Here is a 20,960-nt window from a genome sequence, read left to right on the forward strand (position 1 = left end):
CCTTGTTCCTGCAGACGGTCGTGACATCACACTGGCCATCCCGGCTGTGCAAGAGACCGAAACTGTCCTTGATGTGCCGGGCGGGCATCGTGCAAGGGCGGTCTCATCTATCGCAGCATCCAATGTATCCGTGTTAGTGTTGCAAGGCGGATGGCGCCGGAAGACAGTTTCCCAGAATGTGGTCGCATATGACGTAGCCCCGATATCCACGACGGACGCACGGCGTGGCCGCCGCAACGACTTGGCTTATTTGTACTCATCTCCATCGATAATGACCGTAGGGCACAGATGGAGGACGGCGGACGTCGCACAGTGCGTTCTCGTACAAGACGAATGGCGCCTGCCGAGTCGCAATCGTAGCGGCATAGTCATTCGATACGATGCTGCGAGGGCCAGTGAGAAAACGATTCTATCTGCGAGCGCCGGCGCCACGATGGTGGAGCCGTCTGTCACATTGCAGCATGGATCATGTGATACGGTGCAGGACACCGCTTCTGTGAGCTGGGACAGTATACCGGCGGTCGATCACGACATACGCGTCGCAACCGCAACGACCGATATCATTTGTGTCGGCAAAGCAGTACGACAGTCTGGACTGAACGTTGTGGAAGCATATCGGCGGAGCCACAAGCGTATTCTGTCGTACGTCGGTCGGGTGCTACATGACCACTGGACATATCCACCACGGCGGTACATGGATGTCCGCGCTTCGATCGATCCTTCGGAGTCGCTCGTCAGGTGTTTACGCGACTGGCTGGATCGACTGCAGTATATGCACCGTGACATAGCGGCGCTGTGGGGCGGAGGTGAGGGTCGGGTCTATTGCTGGAGACAATATTTTCCACCTGCTGCCGATGACATAGAACTGGCATTCGATGAGGATGCGACGCCGTTTGTCCCGTTGAACGACGAGGAGGTTACACTGGCGGCATGATCATCCGTGACGGCCGGAGGGGCAGGTCGAAATCACGCTTGATTGGTGGCAGCGGTATTACGGTTCGGTTCGATCCGTTGCTCTACGATCTGATATGTACCATGAGACCCCGACCAGGGCAGCAGGTGCGGGTAATACGTAAGCGCTGGATGCGCTTCGTACACGTGATTTTCGGATCATTGATCATAACGGGGTATGCTATGCTACGGCGAGTGTCGGACAACGCAGAAATCAGGCTGTTCAGCGTCTCGGTGCGCACATCTATTGACGATTATTGCTGGAACTTTAGCGCCGAGACGGATAAGACAGGCGTACTACTCACGGAAGCTTCGACAGATCCTGTCGAGGTGGAGCTTAATCTGAGCGGCACAACGTGGCGATTTATTGTGGAGGAATGGTCCGACAGGCGACAGTTCGGCAGTGAGGGCTATGTCATAGCTGGACGATCACCGAGCGCACTGTTGGCGGCTCCATATGCATCAGAAGTTTATGTAGCAAACGAATCATCGACGCTGGCATCTGTCATGGCCTCGGAACAATTCCAGTATACAGAATGGACACTCAGTTGGCAGGCGTCTGACTGGGTCCTGCCGCCTTATGCCGCGAGCCTACACGGTACGCCGGTAGGTATCGTCAGCAGGCTGGCTGAGGCTGTGGGCGCATTCGTGATGACCGATAGGGCTGAGACCATCCTGCATGTGTTACCAGAAGTGCCAATTGCACGATGGCACCTGTGGGATGCAGACCCGGACGTCACAATCACAGACAGCGTCATGTACGAGCTATCTGCCAGAAGGTCTTTCGGCTCGTTGTGCAATGGCGTGATCGTCGTGTGTACACAGCCAGGTGGACTCGTCGTGGATGCGCGTGTGACGGGTACGGACGGCACACCACGCCTGCCGACTGTGTATGACGACCTGCTCACGGATGTACAGGCGGCCCGTGCCAGGGCCATCCGGGACATATCGCTGTCCGGGGTCTGGACGACAGCAACGATCGTAACACCCTTCTCAGCAGATATGCCGCTGTGTATGCCAGGGCAAACCATACAGGTCCTCGACGGCGGTGTGTCCAGACGTGGTTACGTGAGGGACATAGAGATCAACGCTGTCTGGGATGAATCATTCGTTATCACACAGACAATCACGTGCATGTTACGGGAGGCGACGTAATGCCAGCACCTAGACTCTTTGCCAGCACCGATACCGGAGCGCCGCAAATCTATAAAGGCCATGAGGGAGCCATACGCGATGTGTTGCGCGCATGCCTGGTGGATGGCTACGGATCGCAGCCTCCGGCGGGATGGACGCTGGCCTATGAGGATACTGCTACGTATGTCTTCCGCAATAATCTCGATGATGGCGGCACTGGCTGCTACGTTGCTCTGTCTGAAGTTGTCACAAACAATCTGGATGTGTGGATGTACCGCAATTGCACCGGCACAGGACGTGGCGACGGTGACGTGAGTATCCCGCGCAGTAGCGAATGGGAAGCGGCGGCTACATCGAGCACAGCCGTTCGTAGAAAACCGTGGGCATACTGGTACGATAGCACGTCAGATCCTCTGCCGTGGTCCGTCGTTGCTGATTCAAGGTTCTTTGTGTGGCTATCTCCTATGACGAGGGCAGATAGAGAGCCTAACACTATTATTCTCATGTGTGGAGACTACGAGCCCATCGTCCCGGTCACATGGCATGCGATGATCGGGTTTCGGAATTACTACACTGCAAGTTACGGGGCTAGAAATTGCCGAACCTACAGCGGTTATGTGATGCGTCATTATTCGAGTTCCCCGTGGCGTGGCTTTGAAGGATATGTGCTGGAGGAGCCGTGGACGCAAGGCGTCAGCTTTGTAAAACACAGTCTTGTAGAATTCAGGGACTCATCACCTGACTATGATTTGCGATACCCGCATGAGACGCCGTGGGGCGGGAGATACATGGTTGTCAGTCCCGTTGTCATATATGCGCGGACCGAGACGGAGGCAGTGTTCCAGCACCCGCTGGGATACGTACCAGGGTGGCACTTTCTTGCCCATTGCTGCATCGAGGCCGGACAGGCTCTCTGTGGATGGACGCCAGGTACGTTTGCGACTACGCCGACGTGGGATGATTTCTACCGAGTCGTCACGATAGAAGGCAAGCAGTATCTGATGGTGAGGGCCATTCCGGTGCCGATTTTGATCGGTCTCGAGGAGTCCAACTGGAGAGGTATGGTATGATGCTGGGACTCAAAATGCTTCGCGATCCGGACTATAAAGCAAAAACAATCAGCGGCATTGTGACACGAGAAGGTCAACCGGTGCAGACATACGTGCACATATTCGCTCGCAATCAGATTTGTGGACGCAGGTACGGATGGTTCTACTACGTGATACCCACCAGACCTGACGGGTCGTGGGTGTTTCGGCTGCCTCCGTCGGCAATTCCTGGTGATGGCATTATGTGCTGCATGGCGTTCGACGATCAGGGTGTGTACGCAGGCACAATGATAGAAACGCAGATGGCGGACGAGGTGTGGTGATGAATATATACCGGAGACTCCATGATGTTCTATCCGGCAAGACGTTTGTCGGCTACGGTACGGTTGTGGATGTGAGAGACGGTAGGCTCGTTGTGAGCCTGCACGGCGGTGGTGAGGTTGTTGTCGCCGGCGATGCGTCGGTAGGCGACCATGTTATTATTCATGATCGGCTCGTCGAGGTCGTCCCTGCCCTCCCCGTGTATTCAGTTGATTTGTAACCGCCTCAGGACCTTTATGCTTTGCATTTTACGTGTCACGTTACAGCCGGTTTCGACGTCACCGGCTACGACGTGAACCCGCACGTTCCCCGGATATTCGAGGAAAACGGGATGAGGTGTGACGGTTTTTCGCATTTTACGTGTCATATTACGGTGTATTTGGCAACACATTGCCACTTGATCAGACCAACCCTCTCGCCCCCGACCTTTAGTGCTTTGCATTTTACGTGTCACATTTTCGCATTTTATGTGTCACGTTACAAAAACGCTTGACAGAACTCACGGGGTTGCCTTATACAGATCTGCGCATGGCGGGGTAGCTCAGTCGGTAGAGCAGTGGACTGAAAATCCTCGTGTCCCCAGTTCGATTCTGGGCCCCGCCACCAGGAACTTCCGACAAACTAATACGGTCGCCGGAAGCCCAAAAGGCATCCGGCTGAAACAAAACCCGCAAACAGCGGGTTTTGTTTTTTTAACATCGATCGCTAGAGGCTTGGGGTGAAAATACGGCATATTGAACACCACGGCGCTGAAGAGCTTATTACCAGACTCAGAAAGGTTACGCTCTTAAAAAGACCCGAAGTACGGATTTACGAAAGCTGCACAATATCTCTGGAAAAAATATCGACTTCCTCTATTTATCCCACTCAACGCTACGTACTTTTACAGGAACTTACAAAGGTGCGGGAGCTCCAATGGGCTCTGCAAGAACACGGTTATGACATGTTTCAGCTCAACGGATATCTGAATATCTGGATTGACGATAGTACTGATCCCATTACGCTTCTCCCTCCGGTTGTGGAAGAATCAATTGAAAGGGACGGAAGAGTCGTGGTCCTTATAAATGACGGCATGCATAGGCTTTACCTGGCTCATCGCCAATGGATTATCCCTCAGGTGGTCTTTATAAGGGGTGTTCCCAAAGAATACCCTTACTATGCCTACCCCAACCCTTTTCAGTGGGATGGAATTGACCTCATTGATGAGCTTCCCGAAGGCTACATAAAAAAATGGCACAGAATCCGCGATTATCATTCCCTTTACAGGAATTTCAACTCGGCTTTTTCAAATGTGGGTGCTCCCAGAGGAAGATTTTACCGAGATGGGCGGAAAGAATAGGTCCTGGCTTGAAATAAAAATAGACATATTGAACTCCGGAGATCTCACTGTTGATGAGGTGGCGGGTTTCGTTGCCGATTTCTTTCAAAAACCCGCTGAGCAGAGAGGAAGGATTATAAGGGTCTACGAGGAGTCAGATGATTCGATTGGACTTTCCCGGCTGAAAGCTGCTTTAAAAAGCCTGGGTGTGGAGGCGGAGATATCGGTTGGGAGTTTTAGCGATAGGTTCTGGGAACAAGAATGGAAGAAGCATCTTAAACCCCTTTACGTTGGTGAAGGTATTCTGGTGAGGCCAAGCTGGCTTTCCGTGGAGGGGCACGAAAACAGAACTGAGATTGTCATCGACCCCGGCATGGCTTTTGGTACCGGCCACCATGAAACGACCCTGCTGTGTCTTCAGTGGCTTGACGACTTTTGCGGGGGGCAAAAGGTAAAAAACAGATCTCTTTTGGACGTGGGAACGGGATCGGGTATCCTTGCAATAACCGCCGCCAAGCTCGGTTTTGATCCTGTTGTGTCCCTGGACATTGATCCCGAGGCCGTTAATGTGGCCGCCGGGAATGTGGCTCTAAATGACGTTGAAAGTAAGGTACTGCTCATAGCGGGCGATATAGGTTCCTTGAAGAGAAGGTTTGATGTTATCATGGCCAACATTCAGGCGGAGGTTCTCAAAGAGATGGCCCATAGATTCGTTTCTTTAGTGCGTCGGGGTCCGCAGAGCTTTGTTGTTCTCAGCGGTGTTTTAGATTTTCAGTACGAAGATGTCATTAGCGCTTACGAGAGCTCCGGTTTCAGGTTTGAGAAATCGAACCGCCTTGGCGAATGGTGCCTGATTGCTTTTAAGCCGCCTTTTGACGAAGCCTAATCAAGCCATTTGCTGTCGCTGTAGTAGCGATAGAGGACCGGATGAAAGATGGAGTGAGGCCTTATTTCGAGTTTTTTTCTATCTGCGGGGCTGAAAATAAAGAGGGTTGATAAAACAGAGGAATCAAGAAACTTTGTTTCGATTGAATTTCTCTCCCAGGAGCCCAGAATTTTTTTAATTGCCCTGTCTGCAGGCCATCTGGAGCCAATGACCCATCCCCAATCTCCGAAGGTTGGAATATAAGCGTGATAAGGCAACGGGTATAAACCGGCTGCCTCCATTGTCCTTACGACGCACCAGAAGGCCTTCGGGCTGAACAAAGGGCTTGTTGCCTGGGTGACGATCGCTCCTTCCGGATTCAACCTTCTTTTACAGATTTCATAAAATTCCAGGCTGTAAAGGCGTTCAAGGTTAGGAGTCCGAGGATCGGGAAGATCGATAATTATGACATCCCATCCTGCGGGCGTTTGATCGGGCGGCATCTGAACAAAACGGCCGGCATCAGCGTTAATTATTCGGACTCTTTTATCCTTCAGCGAAGCATCGTTCAGGTCGACCATAAGCGGGTGCTCTCTTGACAGTTTTGTCATCGACGGATCGATGTCAACAAGGGTAACTATCTTAACATCCCGGTATTTTAGGACTTCTCGGGCGGCAAGTCCGTCTCCGCCCCCGAGTATAAGTACGGCGTCCCGTTTTTTCACCAGATTCATTGCGGGATGTACCAGGCATTCGTGATAACGGTATTCGTCGTAACTGGAAAACTGTAAGTGTCCGTTGAGGTATAACCAGATGTAATTCTGCCATCTGGTCATAACGATTTTCTGATAGGGAGTTTGTTCCATGTAGATTATCTGATCTCTGTATCTTTTCTGCTCGCTCCAGAAGGTTATCCCCTTAAGGAATGGATAGATCAGTGGGAATAGAAGACCTGTGGCGATGAGGACGGCAAAGGCTTTTGCCGGCATTGAGGACCTGAAGGATAGGGCAAATAGGGCAGCAACTAGGAAGTTCAGTAGCCCAAGTAAAAAGCAGAGATAGGCCATACCAAGATAGGGAAGACCGAGAAAAGCAAAGAAAAGGCCTCCTAGAAGGGCTCCCCAATAGTCCTTTTCCAGAATGTTACTGAGGTTAAGGGAAAGCCCTTCGTATAGACTGTTTATCCTTATAACGAGGGGGATTTCCATGCCGATAAGTGTGCCTATTCCGACCGTCCATCCGTAAAGGAACCAGGGAAGCCTTTCGGGCCATGGAGCAATGCCGTAAGAGACCGGCACGGCAAGAGCAGTTGCAACGGATAGAACGCACTCTACAAGGACAAACCATGCCGCTTCGTTGCTTTTGATGTATCTCGTCAACCGGCTTCCGAGGCCCATGGCAAAAAGAAAAAGGCTGATGGTCAGAGCCCACTGGAAAATCGTGTCCCCGAGAAGATAGGAGGCTATTGTTGACAGGGCATACTCGGTCACAATACCCGAAAGACCGGTAAAAAAGGTACAGAGCTGAATAGCCCTTCTCGCTGTTATAAAGCCTGTTGCAGACCTGAGTTTTTTGAAAAGCACCGTGTTATCTTCGGAATTGCCCTGATCTTTTGCATCGATGGACATTGAACCTCCTCGGAGGCTTTTCTTCTGTGCAGAGTTGCTTTCCGGTGGAAATCAACTTTATTATGATCCTTCGATTAAGTCGAGACACCATTGAATACGGAAAGGAGTGGGGGTAATGGGAGAGTTCATTCGCATGGAGAAAGGAGTGCTGGTTGTGCCCGATAAGCCCATAGTGGGGTTCATCGAGGGGGATGGAATCGGTCCGGACATATGGGCTGCGACGAAGCATGTCATCGATGCTGCCGTGAAGAAGGCTTACGGTGGGAGGCGCGAAATCGAATGGAGAGAGCTTTATGCAGGGGAGAAAGCTTACAGAGAGAAGGGAAGCTGGCTTCCGGAGGAAACTTTTGATGAAATAAGGCGTTGTCTTGTGGCTATTAAAGGTCCGCTTACCACTCCCGTGGGCGGCGGTTTTAGAAGCCTGAACGTGACCCTGAGACAGGTACTTGATCTGTACGCCTGTATAAGGCCTGTCAGGTACATAAAAGGGGTTCCGTCACCCATGAAGAACCCGGAAAAGGTCAATATGGTGGTGTTCAGGGAAAACACTGAAGATGTTTACGCCGGCATTGAATGGCCCGCAGGCTCCCGGGAAGCCAGAAAAGTTCTGGACTTTCTCAAGAACGAATTTGGAGTTTCCCTGCCCGAAGAAACCGGTGTGGGGATAAAACCGATAAGCAGAGAAAGAACCTTTCGCCTCGTCCGCAAGGCCATTCAATATGCAATAAAAGAAGGGATGAAATCGGTAACTCTGGTACATAAGGGCAACATTATGAAATACACGGAAGGAGCCTTCAGAGGATGGGGCTATGAACTGACCAGATTGGAATTCCCTGATGTTGTTGTTACGGAAGAGGAGGTTTATGAAAAGTGGGGAGGCAATGTTCCCGCCGATAAGATAGTGATAAAAGATCGAATTGCCGACGCCATGTTTCAGCAGGCTCTTCTAAGACCGGACGAATACGATGTCCTGGCAACACCGAATCTTAACGGGGATTATCTATCCGATGCTCTTGCCGCTCAGGTCGGTGGTCTGGGGATGGCTCCGGGTGCAAACGTAGGTGACGAGTGCGCTCTTTTCGAGGCAACTCACGGCACGGCACCCAAATATGCAGGTATGGACAAGGTAAACCCGGGATCGCTTATTCTGTCAGGGGTTATGATGTTGCGTCACATGGGATGGCGGGAAGCGGCCGAACTGATCGAACAGGGGCTGGAGCGGGCTATTGCATCCAGGCAGGTTACCTATGATCTTGCACGGCAGATGGAAGGGGCAACGGAGGTTTCGTGCTCCCGCTTTGGGGAAATTATTGTCGAAATGATGGGTTAGAAAAGTCGTAAAGGGTTAGCGTGTCTTTGCCAAGGGTAATGCGGTTCGTGGGAAGGAGTTTTGGGGGAGCGAGATGAGGGCCGTAAACCCAGAGTTCTCCTTCCCACCCTTTTTCTTTGAGTCTGTTAAACAGGCCAAATACAGGTTTGTCCGGATAAATGTACAGCACATCTGCAAGTTCGATCTTCTGCTCAAGAAAGTCTCCACAAATAACCGAAGCTTTTTTTAAACCAAGTGTTTTGAAAGCAAGGGAGGCATGGTGGGCGAGTTCGAAATTCCTTTCAATCCCCACGGCCGTCGTGAAAAGAGATGCTACTGCCACTACGATTCCATCTCCGCAGCCCAGGTCGATGAATAGCGAAGCCTTTTCAAGATGAAGCTTTTTGAAAAACGAAAAGACGTAGACAGGACGGGATGCCGCCCATGCACCGACCTCTGTTATCCCGTAAGGACCTTTTAATCCGGGGAAAAGTTTTTTGTATCGACCGGCATAATACCTAAAAATGCGCTGAAAGACACTGCGACTTTCTGGACCGATCATCTACAGGTGCTCCCTGAACAGGGTTAACAGTTCGCGGCTTTCACTGTGTTCCAGGGGGTATCGCGCCAGTCCCCCGGTTCTGGTTTCGAAATAAACGAAATCATCGTCTATGTCTCTTATGAAAGAGGGAACCAGTTCGATTTTGCCGCCTCCTCCCGGCAGGTCCACCATGAAATGAGGCATTGCCATGCCGCTCAGCCGATGTCTGAGGTGCTTCATGATTTTTATTCCGAGGCTCAGCGGAGGGCGGAAGTGTGAAGTGCCTTCCATTAAATCCGGCTGAAGAAGGTAATAGGGCCGTACCCTGAGGGTAAGCAAAGCCCTGAAAAGAGATTCCAGAGTTTCGGGATTATCGTTTACCTTCCTTAAAAGCACGGTCTGGCTACCCAGGGGAATACCTGCATCTGCAATTGCCGTTAGCACGCGCCTCACTTCGGTAGTGAGTTCTTGAGGGTGATTTACATGGATGTTCAGATAGAGCGGTTGAGCTTCCTTCAGGGCGAGCACGGTCGCCTGCGTTATGCTTTTAGGAGAAACGACGGGAAGCCTTGTGTGAACGCGGATTATCTCTACGTGGGGTATGCGTCTGATGGCCCTGAGAATTTCCAGCAGAACTCCTGGTTTGAGGGTTAAGGGATCTCCTCCGGAAAGAATTACTTCACGAATTTTCGGGTTTCCTTCTATGTATCCCAGTGCCAGGTTAAAGTCTTCTCGATTGTGATTTCTGATCCCGGTCGCCCACAACCTTTTACGGGTGCAAAATCGGCAGAAGGCTGCGCACCGCTCTGTGACAAGCCAGAGAACCCTGTCGGGGTATCTGTGAACCAGACCTGAAACCGGTGAAAGCTCTTCTTCTCCCAGAGGATCGCGGAAACCACCATCCCGCTTAATCTCCCTTACATCAGGGACGAACTGTCGCCAGATGGGATCCCCCACGCGTTTTATCTGCCGGGCAATATGAGGTGTAATGCGCAGTGGATATTGCTTCAACACCTCGCCCATATCGGGATCGGCCATAATGAGCTTTTTAATTTCCCCCAGGGTATAACTCATTTCATCGGACTCCACCGCCCATGGTTGCCTTTTTTGAAGGCCTGTTTTAAAAATGCCTTGAAACGATAAGTATTTAATCCGATTTTTTATTATTGGAAGCCCTGAAAATGTAGAAAAGGAAGAAAAGAAAACCATGGGTAAGAATATAGGATTTGTTTCCACAAGATTTGCGGGTACCGATGGAGTGTCTCTTGAGTCGGCTAAATGGGCTCAACTTTTGTGGGATCATCAACACGTTTCTTACTGGTTCGCCGGGGTTCTTGATCGACATCCTTCCATAAGCATGGAGGTGCCCGAAGCCTTTTTCGATCATGAAGAAAATCGCTGGATAAACGAACGCATCTTCGGGAGACAAACGAGAACGCCTTATGTCACGGGCAGGATACACGCCCTGCGGGATTACCTTAAGATCAAGTTATACGAGTTTATAGCAAGATTTAATATTGATTTGCTTATCGTACAGAATGCTCTGAGCCTTCCCATGCATGTCCCTCTTGCCCTGGCCATTACGGAGCTTCTGGCCGAGACCTCCATCCCGACGATAGCTCATCATCATGACTTCTACTGGGAGCGTACGCGTTTTGCCGTAAATGCGGTGCAGGATTACATTCAGATGGCATTTCCGCCCAAACTTCCGAATGTCCAGCATGTGGTTATAAATTCTCTGGCCCAGGAAGAACTCGCTCTGAGAACGGGAATTTCATCAACTGTGATACCAAACGTTCTCGATTTTGAGCACGAGCCCGATGTTGACTGGGAATTCACGAAGGATTTCCGGCAGGAAATCGGTCTGGGTGATGAAGACATCATTTTCCTCCAGCCGACCCGCATTGTGAGGCGGAAGGGAATAGAATTTGCCATAGAACTTATTCATGAGCTGAATGATCCGAGGTGCAAGCTTGTTATTACCCATCCGGCCGGGGATGAAGGTTACGAATATGCGAAATTCCTTCAGGAATACGCCAGAGAACATGATGTGGATATGCGTATTGTAGATGCCTTCGTAAGTGACAAAAGAGGAATAGGACCCAATGGAGAGAAGCGATATTCCCTGTGGGACATATACCCTCATGCTGATTTTGTGACCTATCCCAGCATATATGAGGGTTTCGGAAATGCCCTTCTCGAAGCAATCTACTTCAAGAAACCGTTGCTGGTTAACCGTTACGATGTCTTCATAAGAGATATAGAGCCTCTGGGGTTTAAATTTGTAGTTATGGACGGTTTTATCACCGACAAGGTTGTCAGGGAAATCAGGGAAATTCTGGACAACCCGGAAAAACGTGACGAAATGGTGAATCATAACTATGAACTCGCCCTCAGGCATTTTTCCTACGCCGTTTTGCGGAAACGCCTGGGCTACCTGATATCCAATTTCTTCGGTTTTGAAATATGATTCAGGAGCTTCAGGTTGAGCGAAGGCGGCGGGAATGTGGCCGTTGACTTTGAAAGGCTTCTCCAGGAGCTGAATCCCGGAGAAATAAAAGGAATTGTTGAAGCCTCGTTTAGAGCTTCCCGGCTCAGGGCTCTGGACGATATTCTTAAAGAATGGATAACCGATGTATGGAAATCCTGTGGAAAGTGGCCTTTTTCGTATCCTCTGGGCAAATGTGTCGGAAAGCTGGTTGGAGGTAATAATGCCTTCCGCATTGCAGATTTTCTCAGACAGGATCTCCCTCTGAAGCATTACGAACTGATAGAACTGGTAAAACTGTTCGGGTCTTTGTCGGCCGATAAAAGGAGAGAGTTTTTTCGATGTTTTCGGCATCTCGTCCTGAAATCAGGAAAGGGAAGAAAAAGGGTCCGCAGCCTCGATCTGTATCCGGCCTTCTTTCGTCTGTCGAATTCACCGGGGTTTTTGAAATGGAAGCCCGCAAGATGGCGGCGTACGGTTTCCGGAGTGGTTAAACCCCTTGCAGGCAGAAATTTTGAAAAAGAGTTTATCCTTTGCAGACATTTTCCCTGTTCGGTCGATTACTGGGGCGGGTACGGTAACTTAAGCTTTAAGTGGCTGGATAAACTCATTTCCTGTCAGGCTGACGAACTTCGCTTCATAAGGAGTTTTTGTCGGGAAGTTAGCAAAAAAAGTCGAAAGGTTCTTTTATCCTGGCACAATGCCACACTTGGGGCCGTTGGTGGGTGGGCCTTTTCAGGGCCGGTCCGGGAGATAGTCAGCAACTCCGGTGACCCGGCCCGTCTTATATGCTTGCTGAATGAAGCCGGTAATTGCCGTGAGTACCGTAAAAGCCTTGCTCGTTCCTGGAAGCTCTTCGAATCTCGCATCGTTATTCCGGCCCTGAGGTTTTATCTGTGGCTTGAAAGTCAGTGCTGGAAAATGGGCGGTGGCCGAAGAGCATGCATACAGATGCTCCTTGAGAGGTTCTGTCGCAAATTCCCCGACTGGGAACGCCTGAGAGCAGAGATTCCCTTTGATGATTTATCTTTTCCGCCTGTTTCGGGGAGTCTCTTGCGGGGGCTGCGTTTTTTGAGCTGGTGTGAAGGCCAGAGAAGGCTGTGGGAAAAAGGCTGGAGCATGTGCGATGTGCTTATAGAGCAGGGCCATAAATTGCTTCGTGCCGGGCGGATTGACTCCGTCGTGCTGCCCAGAATTGACAAGTTCTTTATGTCGACCCGCCGTACGGCCGATGTGGAATACCTTACCGTTCTCGTCAAACGCCTGATTCAGCGCCATAAAAACAAAATAATCATACTTTTCTGGGATGATACCGTTCATTCCAGCCATCCCAGTCTTTACCTTGCCATAAAGAAGCTTGTTGATTCAGGAATTCCCGTCTGTGGCCTCGGTATATTTTCGAACGGCCAGGCCGGTAGCGATCCCGATCCCGATTATGTCGTCGAAAGAACAAAAGACTGCACTCTTTTTATTCTTAGACCCTACGAAAGACCTTACGGTGGGGGCTTTACTGAACTTTTTTTAAAAAGGGATTATTCTTTCTTTAACAACTATAGCCCAACCTGGCGAGATGGTTTATCTTTTATCTACAGCGGAACGGCTGTAGAAAACTTTGTTTCTCTGCCCTGTCTGGCCGAAGGGCATACATTTTGGGTTTTGTCCGGGGGCAGGAGGGTTCCCTTTGGGGTGTGGTTCAGGGCGGTTCTGAGAGCCAGGTTGGGTATTCCTGATTCCCTGCTGCGGGAATACGAAGGTACGGCCGGGCTTGAAGCGCTATATGCCCGGTGGGCAAACCTGATTTGAAAGCAAGTGATGGGTGAGGGGTACTGCCGGTATGGTTGAGCAGGAAAAAGAGAAAGGCTATTCGGGAGATGATCCTTATGTCTCAGAGCGTGAGCGGATGGTGGAATTGCAGATTGAAAGACGCGGGGTTAAGGATCCCCGGGTTCTCGAGGCCATGAGAAGGGTTCCGCGACACATGTTTGTGGGAGAACAACTTAAGAATCAGGCCTATGAGGATCATCCACTCCCAATAGGTGAAGGGCAAACTATTTCACAGCCCTATATTGTGGCTCTTATGACTGAGGCACTCAATCTGAAAGGCTCTGAAAAAGTACTTGAAATTGGAACGGGTTCCGGATACCAGACCGCCGTTCTGGCCGAGCTTTGCAGAGAGGTTTTTACCATAGAGCGTATAGCTTCCCTGGCCTACAGAGCAAGAAAGACTCTGGAGTCTCTGGGATATAAGAATATAAAATACAAAATAGGAGACGGCACTCTGGGATGGCCTGAAGAGGCTCCCTTCGACGGAATTATAGTAACCGCCGCCGCTCCGAAGGTTCCTCAGCCTCTGATAGATCAGCTTGCCATGGGTGCCCGTCTGGTTATTCCGGTGGGTGATCGAATATCCCAGGAACTGCTGTTGGTGGAAAGAGTGCCGGAGGGCATTAGAAAAACGTCCCTGGGTGGGGTGAGGTTTGTGGATCTGGTGGGGAAGTGGGGATGGCGTGAGGAATGATGAGGGTCATTATCGGAGTAGTGGGAGCCGGTGAGTGCAGAAGGCAGTGGTGTGAGTGGGCGGAAGAGGTGGGAAAGGGCATTGCCCGTCTTGGAGCGGTGCTGGTCTGTGGTGGTCTTGGAGGTGTGATGGAAGCGGCGGCACGAGGCGCCCGAAACGAGGGTGGAATCACGGTGGGCATTCTACCCGGTAGCCGCAAAAATAGCGCAAACCCTTTTATCGAAATACCTATCGCAACGAATATGGGCCATGCCAGAAATGCCATTATTGCTCAGTCGGCTGACGGATTAATCGCCGTCGGAGGCGGTTTTGGAACCCTTTCGGAAATTGCTTTGGCTTTGAAAATGGGAAAACCCGTTGTTGCCCTTGATCCTCCCGTAAAAATCCCGGGCGTGATTGAAGCCCGCTATCCCGCCGAGGCTGTGGAGCTGGTATTTGAGATCATAAAAAAGGGTGGTGATACCGTATGATCGCCTGTGTGACGAAGGACAGGCTTTTGTCGGAAGCTTTAAAAATCCTTGGAACGAGGTCCTTTGAGTCGATAAAGGATCTCTGTAAGCATGAAAACTCCTGGGAACTCGTCGTTCTGGATCTTGATGCAATCAGGTCTGATCCTCAGGTTTTTTTTGCAACCCTGAGAAAGGGCCTCATAAAAAAGCTCATCACTGTTGTCAGAGGAGCTGTAGAGCCGGACTTTTCTATACCTCCCTGGATTGTCGTCTCCGGATCCGGAATTTCTCCGGAAAAGATAAACCCGGTTCAGGCCCTCGATCTAACAAACCACGATTCGCTCTGGAACCTTATGGAATGGCTCTACAGGCTGGAGACCCTTGCGAGTCCGTCGCATCTCGTTGAAATGCAGCGAGAGCTGGATTTGCTCCTTGAGGCAGTGCCGGCAATGCTTTACCGGGGAGACAAGGGGTGGGGAGCCCGTTTTTACGGCCCTCACGTCCAGAGCATAACGGGTTATCCTCCTGATGCCTTTGGTCGAAGAGAGATCCTGTGGAGTGATCTTATTCTTCCCGAAGATTTACCGAAGGCTCGTGGAGCCGTGCTGTCGGCCTTAAAAGGTAACGGTAATTACACCAGGGAGTACCGCATAAAGAGTGCGTACGGCGAAATCAAGTGGATTCGTGACTCGGGCAGAATCATTCTGGATCCTCTCACAGGCGAAATTGCTCTGTACGGTGTTGCCGTTGATGTAACCGATGAAAAGAGGCTATTTTCCGTAATTGAAACGGCAAAAAAGGAGTGGGAGCAAACCTTCGACACGGTAAGAAGTTTTATTGTGGTTCTTGATTCGCAGTTCCGCATAAAAAGGATTAATCGTTCTTTCGCCGAACGGCTCGGAAAGCATCCCAGAGAGCTTATAGGACTTTCCTGCAGAGATGTCTTGTGTAAAGATCTCCCGAAAGACGAGCAATGTCCCTGTGAAAAACGGGTGGAATCCGGCGAAGAGGAGAGCCGTGATGAGGAGGTTTATATCTCTCATCTGGGTGGTTACTTCCTGAGGTCTCTTTATCCTATGCGGACATCGGACGGAATTTTCCTTGGAACGGTGATCGTTCATACCGATATAACCGATCTGAAAAAAGCTCAGGATGAAATTTTGCGTCTTAATCGGGAACTGTCCGCTGTGATAGATGCCATGGCAACGGTGATCGTCGTGGTAGATTCCGATGGCAGGATCCTTCGGTGGAATCCCATGGCAGAAAGGATTTTCGGAGTAAGTGCCGGGGCGGTGGAGGGTAAAAAAACCGACGAAGTGGACCTGTATGAAGATCTTCGTAGCCTGATGGCGAAAGCTGTTTCGGCGGCGCGGACGCAGGAGTGCTGCAAACCTGGTACCGTCAAGATTCGTAAGCCCGAGGGTGAAATTGCCTTTTTGGACGTTATAATACACCCGCTAAAAGAATCTTCAAACGGTCCTGAACGAGCGATTCTTATAGGGCTTGACGTGACCGAAAAGAAGCTTATGGAAATGAGCTTCGTGCATTCCCAGAAGCTTCAGGCAATAGGTGCGCTTGCCGCAGGAATTGCTCATGAAATTAACACGCCTGCCCAATGTGTGGCGGCCAATCTCGAGTTTCTAAAGTCGGGCTTTGAAGGAATTAGAAAATTTCTGGATGCATATTTGGATCACAGGAACGAACACGCAACGGAAGGCTTAAATCCGGCTTTTTTAGACGAGATGGACAGATTGGAGAAGGAGCTGGATCTACATTTTTTGCTTTCCGAAATTCCTGAAGCTCTCCGCCAGAGTCAGGATTGTATAGGCCGGATCAGCCGTATTGTAAAATCCGTTAAAGAGTTTTCTCATCCGGGGGCGAAAGAAAAACATCCGGTCAACATCAATAGAGCCCTTGACGATGTCTTGAACGTCTGTCGAAATGAGTGGAAAAACATTGCCGAAGTAGAAAAAGACTACGATGAATCCCTTCCCTCGGTTCCCGCTTATCCCGATGAGCTCAATCAGGTGTTCTTGAACGTGATAATGAACGCCGTGCAGGCGGTTAAAGAGAAGGTGGGAGATAAACCGTCGGAACTCGGTACCCTGAGAATTGAGACGCGAAGGAAGGGGGAATGGTGTGAGATTCGTATATCCGACACCGGTGTGGGAATCCCTGAAGAAATCAGGGATCGAGTCTTTGAGCCCTTTTTTACTACCAGAGACGTAGGAAAAGGGACGGGACAGGGACTGGCCATAGCTCAGTCAATCGTTATGAACAAACACAAGGGCCAGATATTTTTCGAAAGTACCGTTGGAAAGGGAACCACTTTCGTAATACGCTTGCCTTTGAGGAGTGATAATGATTTCAGCGACGGAAACACTCAGTATATAGGCTAGTCTGACGCAAAGATTGCAGGGAGCAGGAGATTAGGCGGGATGGGGCAGAGCGAAAAAATATTGTTCGTCGATGATGAGCCCAATCTGTTGATGGCCGTAAAACGCAGTTTGCACAATCGGTTTTCGGTGGATACTGCCGAAAGCGGGAAGGAAGGGCTTGAAAAAATCAAGAAGCAGGGTCCATACGCCGTCGTGGTCGCCGACTTGAGGATGCCCATTATGGACGGCATCCAGTTTCTTACCCGTGTCAGGGAGATTTCTCCGGAGACGGTTCGTATGATGCTTACAGGATACGCCGACGTTACCACGGCCATTGAGGCAATAAACTCGGGTAATGTCTTTCGATTTCTTACGAAGCCCTGTGCTGTCGATGTGCTGGTGAAAAACCTGGAAGCAGGTCTCCAGCAGTACCGTCTCATAAGGGCAGAAAAGGAGCTTCTGGAGAAGACCTTAAAGGGCTGCATAGCCCTTCTTTCCGAGGTTCTTTCGCTGACAAATCCGGAAGCTTTTGGAAGGGCTTCCAGAATTGCCCGCTATGCCGTATGGATTGCCAGAGAAGTGGGCTATGGAGAGCTCTGGAAGGTGGAGACGGCAGCCATGTTATCCCAGCTTGGATGTCTCCTTGTCCCAGAGGAAACAATACTCAAAGTTTATCGGGGTGAGGAACTTGTAGGTGAGGAAAAACAGCTAATGGAGATGCATCCTTCTGTCGCGGCACATCTTATACGCCATATTCCGCGTCTTGAGGATATAGCCCGCATTGTGGCTTACCAGGAAAAGCATTATGACGGCTCCGGCATTCCCATAGACACTGTCAAAGGCGAAGAAATACCGATTGAGTCACGGATACTTAAGCTGGCAATTGACCTGGAAAAGCTCGTCAGTGCAGGCCATCCCATAACCGAATCCTACCAGATCATGAGATCATGTTCAGGCGTCTATGATCCTGCTTTAATGCCCGGCCTTGCCCGGATTGTTAACATTCAGGCTAACTACAAAAAGAAGAGCCTTTATCTTAAAGAACTCAGGGGAGGCATGATTGTCGCCGGAAGCGTTTATTCCAGCGATGGAAGACTTTTGATTAGAGAGGGTCACGAGATCACGCCTGTGATTTTACAGCGGTTGAGAAATTTTGCAGCTACAGTCGGGGTAAACGAACCCATTGAAGTTTACGTTCCTCAGCAATCCTCTGATAGGTCTCCAAACTGAGGCTGGCGGTTTCAAAGGGAAATGCGATATTTTTTTATTTTACGCCAGAGCGTGGTTCTGGGTAGTCCCAGTATTCTGGAAGCAAGGCTTTTGTTGTAGTTCGTCTTTTTCAGAACCTTTTCAATGTAGCGTTTTTCCATTTCTTCCAGGGTTATCATGTCCCGGAGGTCAAGAGGTTGTAGTTCAAGATGCGATAAGTCAGGCGGCAGGTCGTCGAGGGTTATGAGCTCAGAGTCGGCCAGGGCCACAGCCCTTTCTATGATGTTCTCAAGTTCCCGAACGTTTCCGGGGTAATCGTAGCTGAGCAGAAGACTCATGGCTTCTGGAGCCACTCCCCTGACCCTTTTCCCAAAAGCTTTTGCGTACTTTTCGATCATATATCTTACCAGGACGGGTATATCTTCTTTTCTTTCAGACAGTGGGGGAAGAGATATGGATACCACATTTAGCCTGTAATAAAGATCTTCCCGAAAACGCCCGGATTCCACTTCTTGTTTGAGATCCTTGTTGGTTGCCGCAATTATTCTTATGTCAAGCTTTATCGGGGTCGTTCCTCCAACGCGGAGTATCTGTTTGTCCTGTAGAACGTGTAACAGTTTCACCTGCATACTGGGCGGCATCTCTGCAATTTCGTCGAGAAATACGGTGCCCCCGTCGGCGGTTTCAAGCAGACCGATTTTTCTCTCTATAGCTCCTGTGAAGGCTCCTTTCTCGTACCCGAAGAGTTCACTGCTGATGAGTTCTTCGGTAAAACCGCCACAGTTAAAACACACGAAGGGTTTTTCACTCCTTTGACTTAGCCTGTGAATGGCCCGTGCAACCAGTGCCTTTCCGGTACCGCTGGCGCCCTGGATGAGAACGTTGCAGTCAAGAGGCGCAACCTTTTTTATTACCGAAAAGACTTCCTGCATCGGTCTGCTGGTGCCTATGATCCCGTCAAAGGACGAACTCGTTGTAATCTCCCTCTTAAGCCTTATATTTTCTTCCTGGACCGATATGCGCTCAAGAGCCCTTCGAACCAGGTGCCTTATTTCCGGGAGCCTGATGGGCTTGGTCACATAGTGAAACGCTCCCTCTTTGATGGCTTCAACGGCGTTGTTTATAGAGCCGTAACCGGTAATGATGATTACCTCGGTATGAGGCTTCTGTCTCTTGATATGCCTCAAAATGCTCATTCCATCACCGTCAGGCAATCTTAAATCCAGAAGCACTACGTCGAAATCGACGTGAGAAAGCCTCTGACAAAAGGACTTTGCAGATAGGAAGGTCTCCACCTCGTGACCCTCCCTGGATAGGGCCGATTCTAGCCTTTTGCAAACAAGCTGTTCATCGTCAACTATCGCTATTCTTCTGACTATCATCCTCACACTTGCCTGATTTGCATTTCTTTAAAAATACCGAAAAGGTTGTACCCTTTCCCACTTCACTTTGAACTTCTATATGACCTCCGTGTTTTTTGACAAGAGAATAGGTCACAGAGAGCCCGAGTCCCGTTCCCCGACCCACACCTTTGGTCGTATAAAAGGGGGTAAAAATGTGTTTTAAGTCTTCCGGTTTAATCCCTTTGCCGTCGTCAATTACGTCAACCCTTACGTATTCATCCGATTCTTCCGAAGCACTGACAATTATGGATCCGGAGTTCTCGATGGCCTGTATGGCATTCAGAAAGAGATTCAAAAATATTTGCTGAAGGCTTCTGAAATGTCCCAAAACTTGAGGAAATTGCTCGGGGATATTCATTTCAAATCGAATACCGGCAAGCATGATCTGGTTTTTCACAAGCCTGTAGGTTTTGTAAATTACCTCTCGCAGGTCCAGACAACTGAGGCTCAGCTTTTCGGTCCTCGAAAAATCAAGAAGATTTTTGACAATGTCTGCCGCACGTTCCGCCTGCTGAATTATGTCGAAAACCAGCTCCCGAACCTCTATGGGCAAATCATCGGCGTATTCCTCAATGAGGGTGTCTGCACAGAGGCAGATGTTGTTTAAAGGATTGTTAAGTTCGTGGGCAATGCCTGCAGTAAAGGTCCCTATGGCGGCTATCTTTCTGGACTGTATCAGAGCTTCCTGGTTTATTTCCAGCTCACGGGCCATGCTGTTAAAGGCCTTTATCAACCTTGATATCTCATCGTTTCCCATCCAGGAACCGGGTATGGGGCTGAAATCTCCGTGGGCAACCCTTTCGGTCGTGTCTTCTATAAGGCGAAGCGGTTTTAACAGCCGCTGAGATACAAGGTTTATAGTTAGCGTTGCCACTATTACAAAAACCCCGAGAAAAACAAAGGGCAGGGCGGCGGTCCGCCTGAAAGATTTGTGAATCATCTCTCGCTTTCTTCTGACCAGTTCATTTGCCGTGTCAACCAGTTGCTTGCCCAGATCTCGGAGCTCATCGGGTGATTCAAGAATTATGTTTTTGTCTATCCGCCCTCTTTCGATTATCTCCGAATACCTGCCGAGCTTGCTTACCAGAGTCTTATAAGTGCCCGATCCCATTACCCTGTCGATGTCAGAGGCAAGCTCATGAACCGTTTTTAAGGTATCCTGCAGGTACAGAAACCCTTCTTCCAGGTTTCGTGGGTCTCCGTAAAGAAGGAAGTTTTTCTCATATCTCCGTACTTCCAGTATGTCGTTGAGAAGATCTTCAAATTTCTGCGTCATAAGAAGCATGTGGCTGATATTCATTATCTGCCACACATAGATAAGACTGACGCTACAGGCGAACAACAGGCTTACAACGGTAATAAAAAGAATCTTTGCCCTGATAGTTCTAAACATTTCAGC

General features: G+C 49.9%; 20 protein-coding genes and 1 tRNA gene. 16 read left to right on the forward strand and 5 right to left on the reverse strand.

From position 1 onward, the window contains the following. Positions 1 to 694 precede the first annotated feature (694 nt). The 9 genes from BM091_RS13720 (at position 695) to prmA (ending at position 5,659) form a co-directional block, all read left to right on the forward strand. On the forward strand, positions 695 to 934 hold the full coding sequence (locus BM091_RS13720) for a hypothetical protein (protein WP_143083106.1): 240 nt from the start codon (positions 695 to 697) through the stop codon (positions 932 to 934). Between the two features lie 200 nt (positions 935 to 1,134). Next, complete coding sequence (locus tag BM091_RS05910) at positions 1,135 to 2,106, forward strand: hypothetical protein (RefSeq protein WP_143083107.1); 972 nt, start codon at positions 1,135 to 1,137, stop codon at positions 2,104 to 2,106. A gap of 144 nt (positions 2,107 to 2,250) precedes the next feature. Next, positions 2,251 to 2,400 (forward strand): hypothetical protein, encoded by a 150-nt coding sequence (locus BM091_RS13885; protein WP_177193542.1) that lies wholly within the window; start codon positions 2,251 to 2,253, stop codon positions 2,398 to 2,400. 149 nt (positions 2,401 to 2,549) lie between these two features. Continuing rightward, entirely contained in the window at positions 2,550 to 3,155 is a 606-nt protein-coding gene (locus BM091_RS13725) for a hypothetical protein (protein WP_143083108.1), read from the forward strand. Beyond that, the gene (locus BM091_RS05920) at positions 3,152 to 3,457 is read left to right on the forward strand and encodes a hypothetical protein (RefSeq protein WP_093394201.1); all 306 of its coding nucleotides are present in this window, start codon (positions 3,152 to 3,154) and stop codon (positions 3,455 to 3,457) included. The genes BM091_RS13725 and BM091_RS05920 overlap by 4 nt, the downstream gene beginning before the upstream one ends. Further along, positions 3,457 to 3,675 carry a hypothetical protein gene (locus BM091_RS05925; protein WP_093394203.1) on the forward strand — a complete coding sequence of 73 codons (219 nt, stop codon included), beginning with the start codon at positions 3,457 to 3,459 and terminating at the stop codon, positions 3,673 to 3,675. The genes BM091_RS05920 and BM091_RS05925 overlap by 1 nt, the downstream gene beginning before the upstream one ends. Positions 3,676 to 3,985: 310 nt before the next feature. Then, positions 3,986 to 4,061 (forward strand) — tRNA-Phe (locus tag BM091_RS05930). Between the two features lie 112 nt (positions 4,062 to 4,173). Beyond that, positions 4,174 to 4,794 carry a hypothetical protein gene (locus BM091_RS05935; protein ID WP_093394204.1) on the forward strand — a complete coding sequence of 207 codons (621 nt, stop codon included), beginning with the start codon at positions 4,174 to 4,176 and terminating at the stop codon, positions 4,792 to 4,794. Continuing rightward, entirely contained in the window at positions 4,778 to 5,659 is an 882-nt protein-coding gene (prmA, locus tag BM091_RS05940; protein ID WP_177193543.1) for a 50S ribosomal protein L11 methyltransferase, read from the forward strand. The genes BM091_RS05935 and prmA overlap by 17 nt, the downstream gene beginning before the upstream one ends. Here the strand turns inward: prmA and BM091_RS05945 are convergent. Further along, entirely contained in the window at positions 5,656 to 7,266 is a 1,611-nt protein-coding gene (locus BM091_RS05945; RefSeq protein WP_093394206.1) for a polyamine aminopropyltransferase, read from the reverse strand. The genes prmA and BM091_RS05945 overlap by 4 nt on opposite strands. A gap of 115 nt (positions 7,267 to 7,381) precedes the next feature. On the opposite strand from BM091_RS05945, the gene icd reads away from it, so the two are divergent. Beyond that, a complete protein-coding gene (gene icd / locus BM091_RS05950) occupies positions 7,382 to 8,596 on the forward strand; it encodes an isocitrate dehydrogenase (NADP(+)) (protein WP_093394207.1) in 1,215 nt (404 codons plus the stop codon). On the opposite strand, the gene BM091_RS05955 is transcribed toward icd, so the two are convergent. Together BM091_RS05955 and BM091_RS05960 are read right to left on the reverse strand one after the other, a co-directional pair. Further along, positions 8,574 to 9,137 (reverse strand): protein-L-isoaspartate O-methyltransferase family protein, encoded by a 564-nt coding sequence (locus BM091_RS05955; protein ID WP_093394209.1) that lies wholly within the window; start codon positions 9,135 to 9,137, stop codon positions 8,574 to 8,576. The genes icd and BM091_RS05955 overlap by 23 nt on opposite strands. Continuing rightward, a complete protein-coding gene (locus BM091_RS05960) occupies positions 9,138 to 10,190 on the reverse strand; it encodes a KamA family radical SAM protein (protein ID WP_177193544.1) in 1,053 nt (350 codons plus the stop codon). It abuts the gene before it with no gap. Positions 10,191 to 10,323: 133 nt separating this feature from the next. On the opposite strand from BM091_RS05960, the gene BM091_RS05965 reads away from it, so the two are divergent. The 6 genes from BM091_RS05965 to BM091_RS05990 are packed head-to-tail and all read left to right on the forward strand — an operon-like array spanning position 10,324 to position 18,179. Beyond that, on the forward strand, positions 10,324 to 11,586 hold the full coding sequence (locus BM091_RS05965) for a glycosyltransferase family 4 protein (protein WP_093394212.1): 1,263 nt from the start codon (positions 10,324 to 10,326) through the stop codon (positions 11,584 to 11,586). A gap of 15 nt (positions 11,587 to 11,601) precedes the next feature. Next, positions 11,602 to 13,407, forward strand: coding sequence for a hypothetical protein (locus BM091_RS05970; protein ID WP_093394213.1), 1,806 nt, complete (start codon positions 11,602 to 11,604; stop codon positions 13,405 to 13,407). A gap of 31 nt (positions 13,408 to 13,438) precedes the next feature. Beyond that, complete coding sequence (locus BM091_RS05975; RefSeq protein WP_093394214.1) at positions 13,439 to 14,122, forward strand: protein-L-isoaspartate(D-aspartate) O-methyltransferase; 684 nt, start codon at positions 13,439 to 13,441, stop codon at positions 14,120 to 14,122. Continuing rightward, positions 14,119 to 14,592 (forward strand): TIGR00725 family protein, encoded by a 474-nt coding sequence (locus tag BM091_RS05980; protein ID WP_093394216.1) that lies wholly within the window; start codon positions 14,119 to 14,121, stop codon positions 14,590 to 14,592. The genes BM091_RS05975 and BM091_RS05980 overlap by 4 nt, the downstream gene beginning before the upstream one ends. Beyond that, on the forward strand, positions 14,589 to 16,970 hold the full coding sequence (locus BM091_RS05985) for a PAS domain-containing sensor histidine kinase (RefSeq protein WP_093394217.1): 2,382 nt from the start codon (positions 14,589 to 14,591) through the stop codon (positions 16,968 to 16,970). The genes BM091_RS05980 and BM091_RS05985 overlap by 4 nt, the downstream gene beginning before the upstream one ends. 39 nt (positions 16,971 to 17,009) lie before the next feature. After that, positions 17,010 to 18,179, forward strand: coding sequence for an HD domain-containing phosphohydrolase (locus BM091_RS05990; RefSeq protein ID WP_093394219.1), 1,170 nt, complete (start codon positions 17,010 to 17,012; stop codon positions 18,177 to 18,179). Positions 18,180 to 18,190: 11 nt separating this feature from the next. Here BM091_RS05990 and BM091_RS05995 read toward each other — a convergent pair whose 3' ends face one another. Further along, entirely contained in the window at positions 18,191 to 19,540 is a 1,350-nt protein-coding gene (locus tag BM091_RS05995) for a sigma-54-dependent transcriptional regulator (protein WP_093394221.1), read from the reverse strand. Further along, on the reverse strand, positions 19,512 to 20,954 hold the full coding sequence (locus BM091_RS06000) for a sensor histidine kinase (RefSeq protein ID WP_093394222.1): 1,443 nt from the start codon (positions 20,952 to 20,954) through the stop codon (positions 19,512 to 19,514). Before BM091_RS06000 ends, BM091_RS05995 begins: the two co-directional genes overlap by 29 nt. Positions 20,955 to 20,960: the final 6 nt, after the last annotated feature.

It is taken from the genome of Thermodesulforhabdus norvegica, from assembly GCF_900114975.1.
GTDB classification, from domain to species: Bacteria; Desulfobacterota; Syntrophobacteria; order Syntrophobacterales; family Thermodesulforhabdaceae; genus Thermodesulforhabdus; species Thermodesulforhabdus norvegica.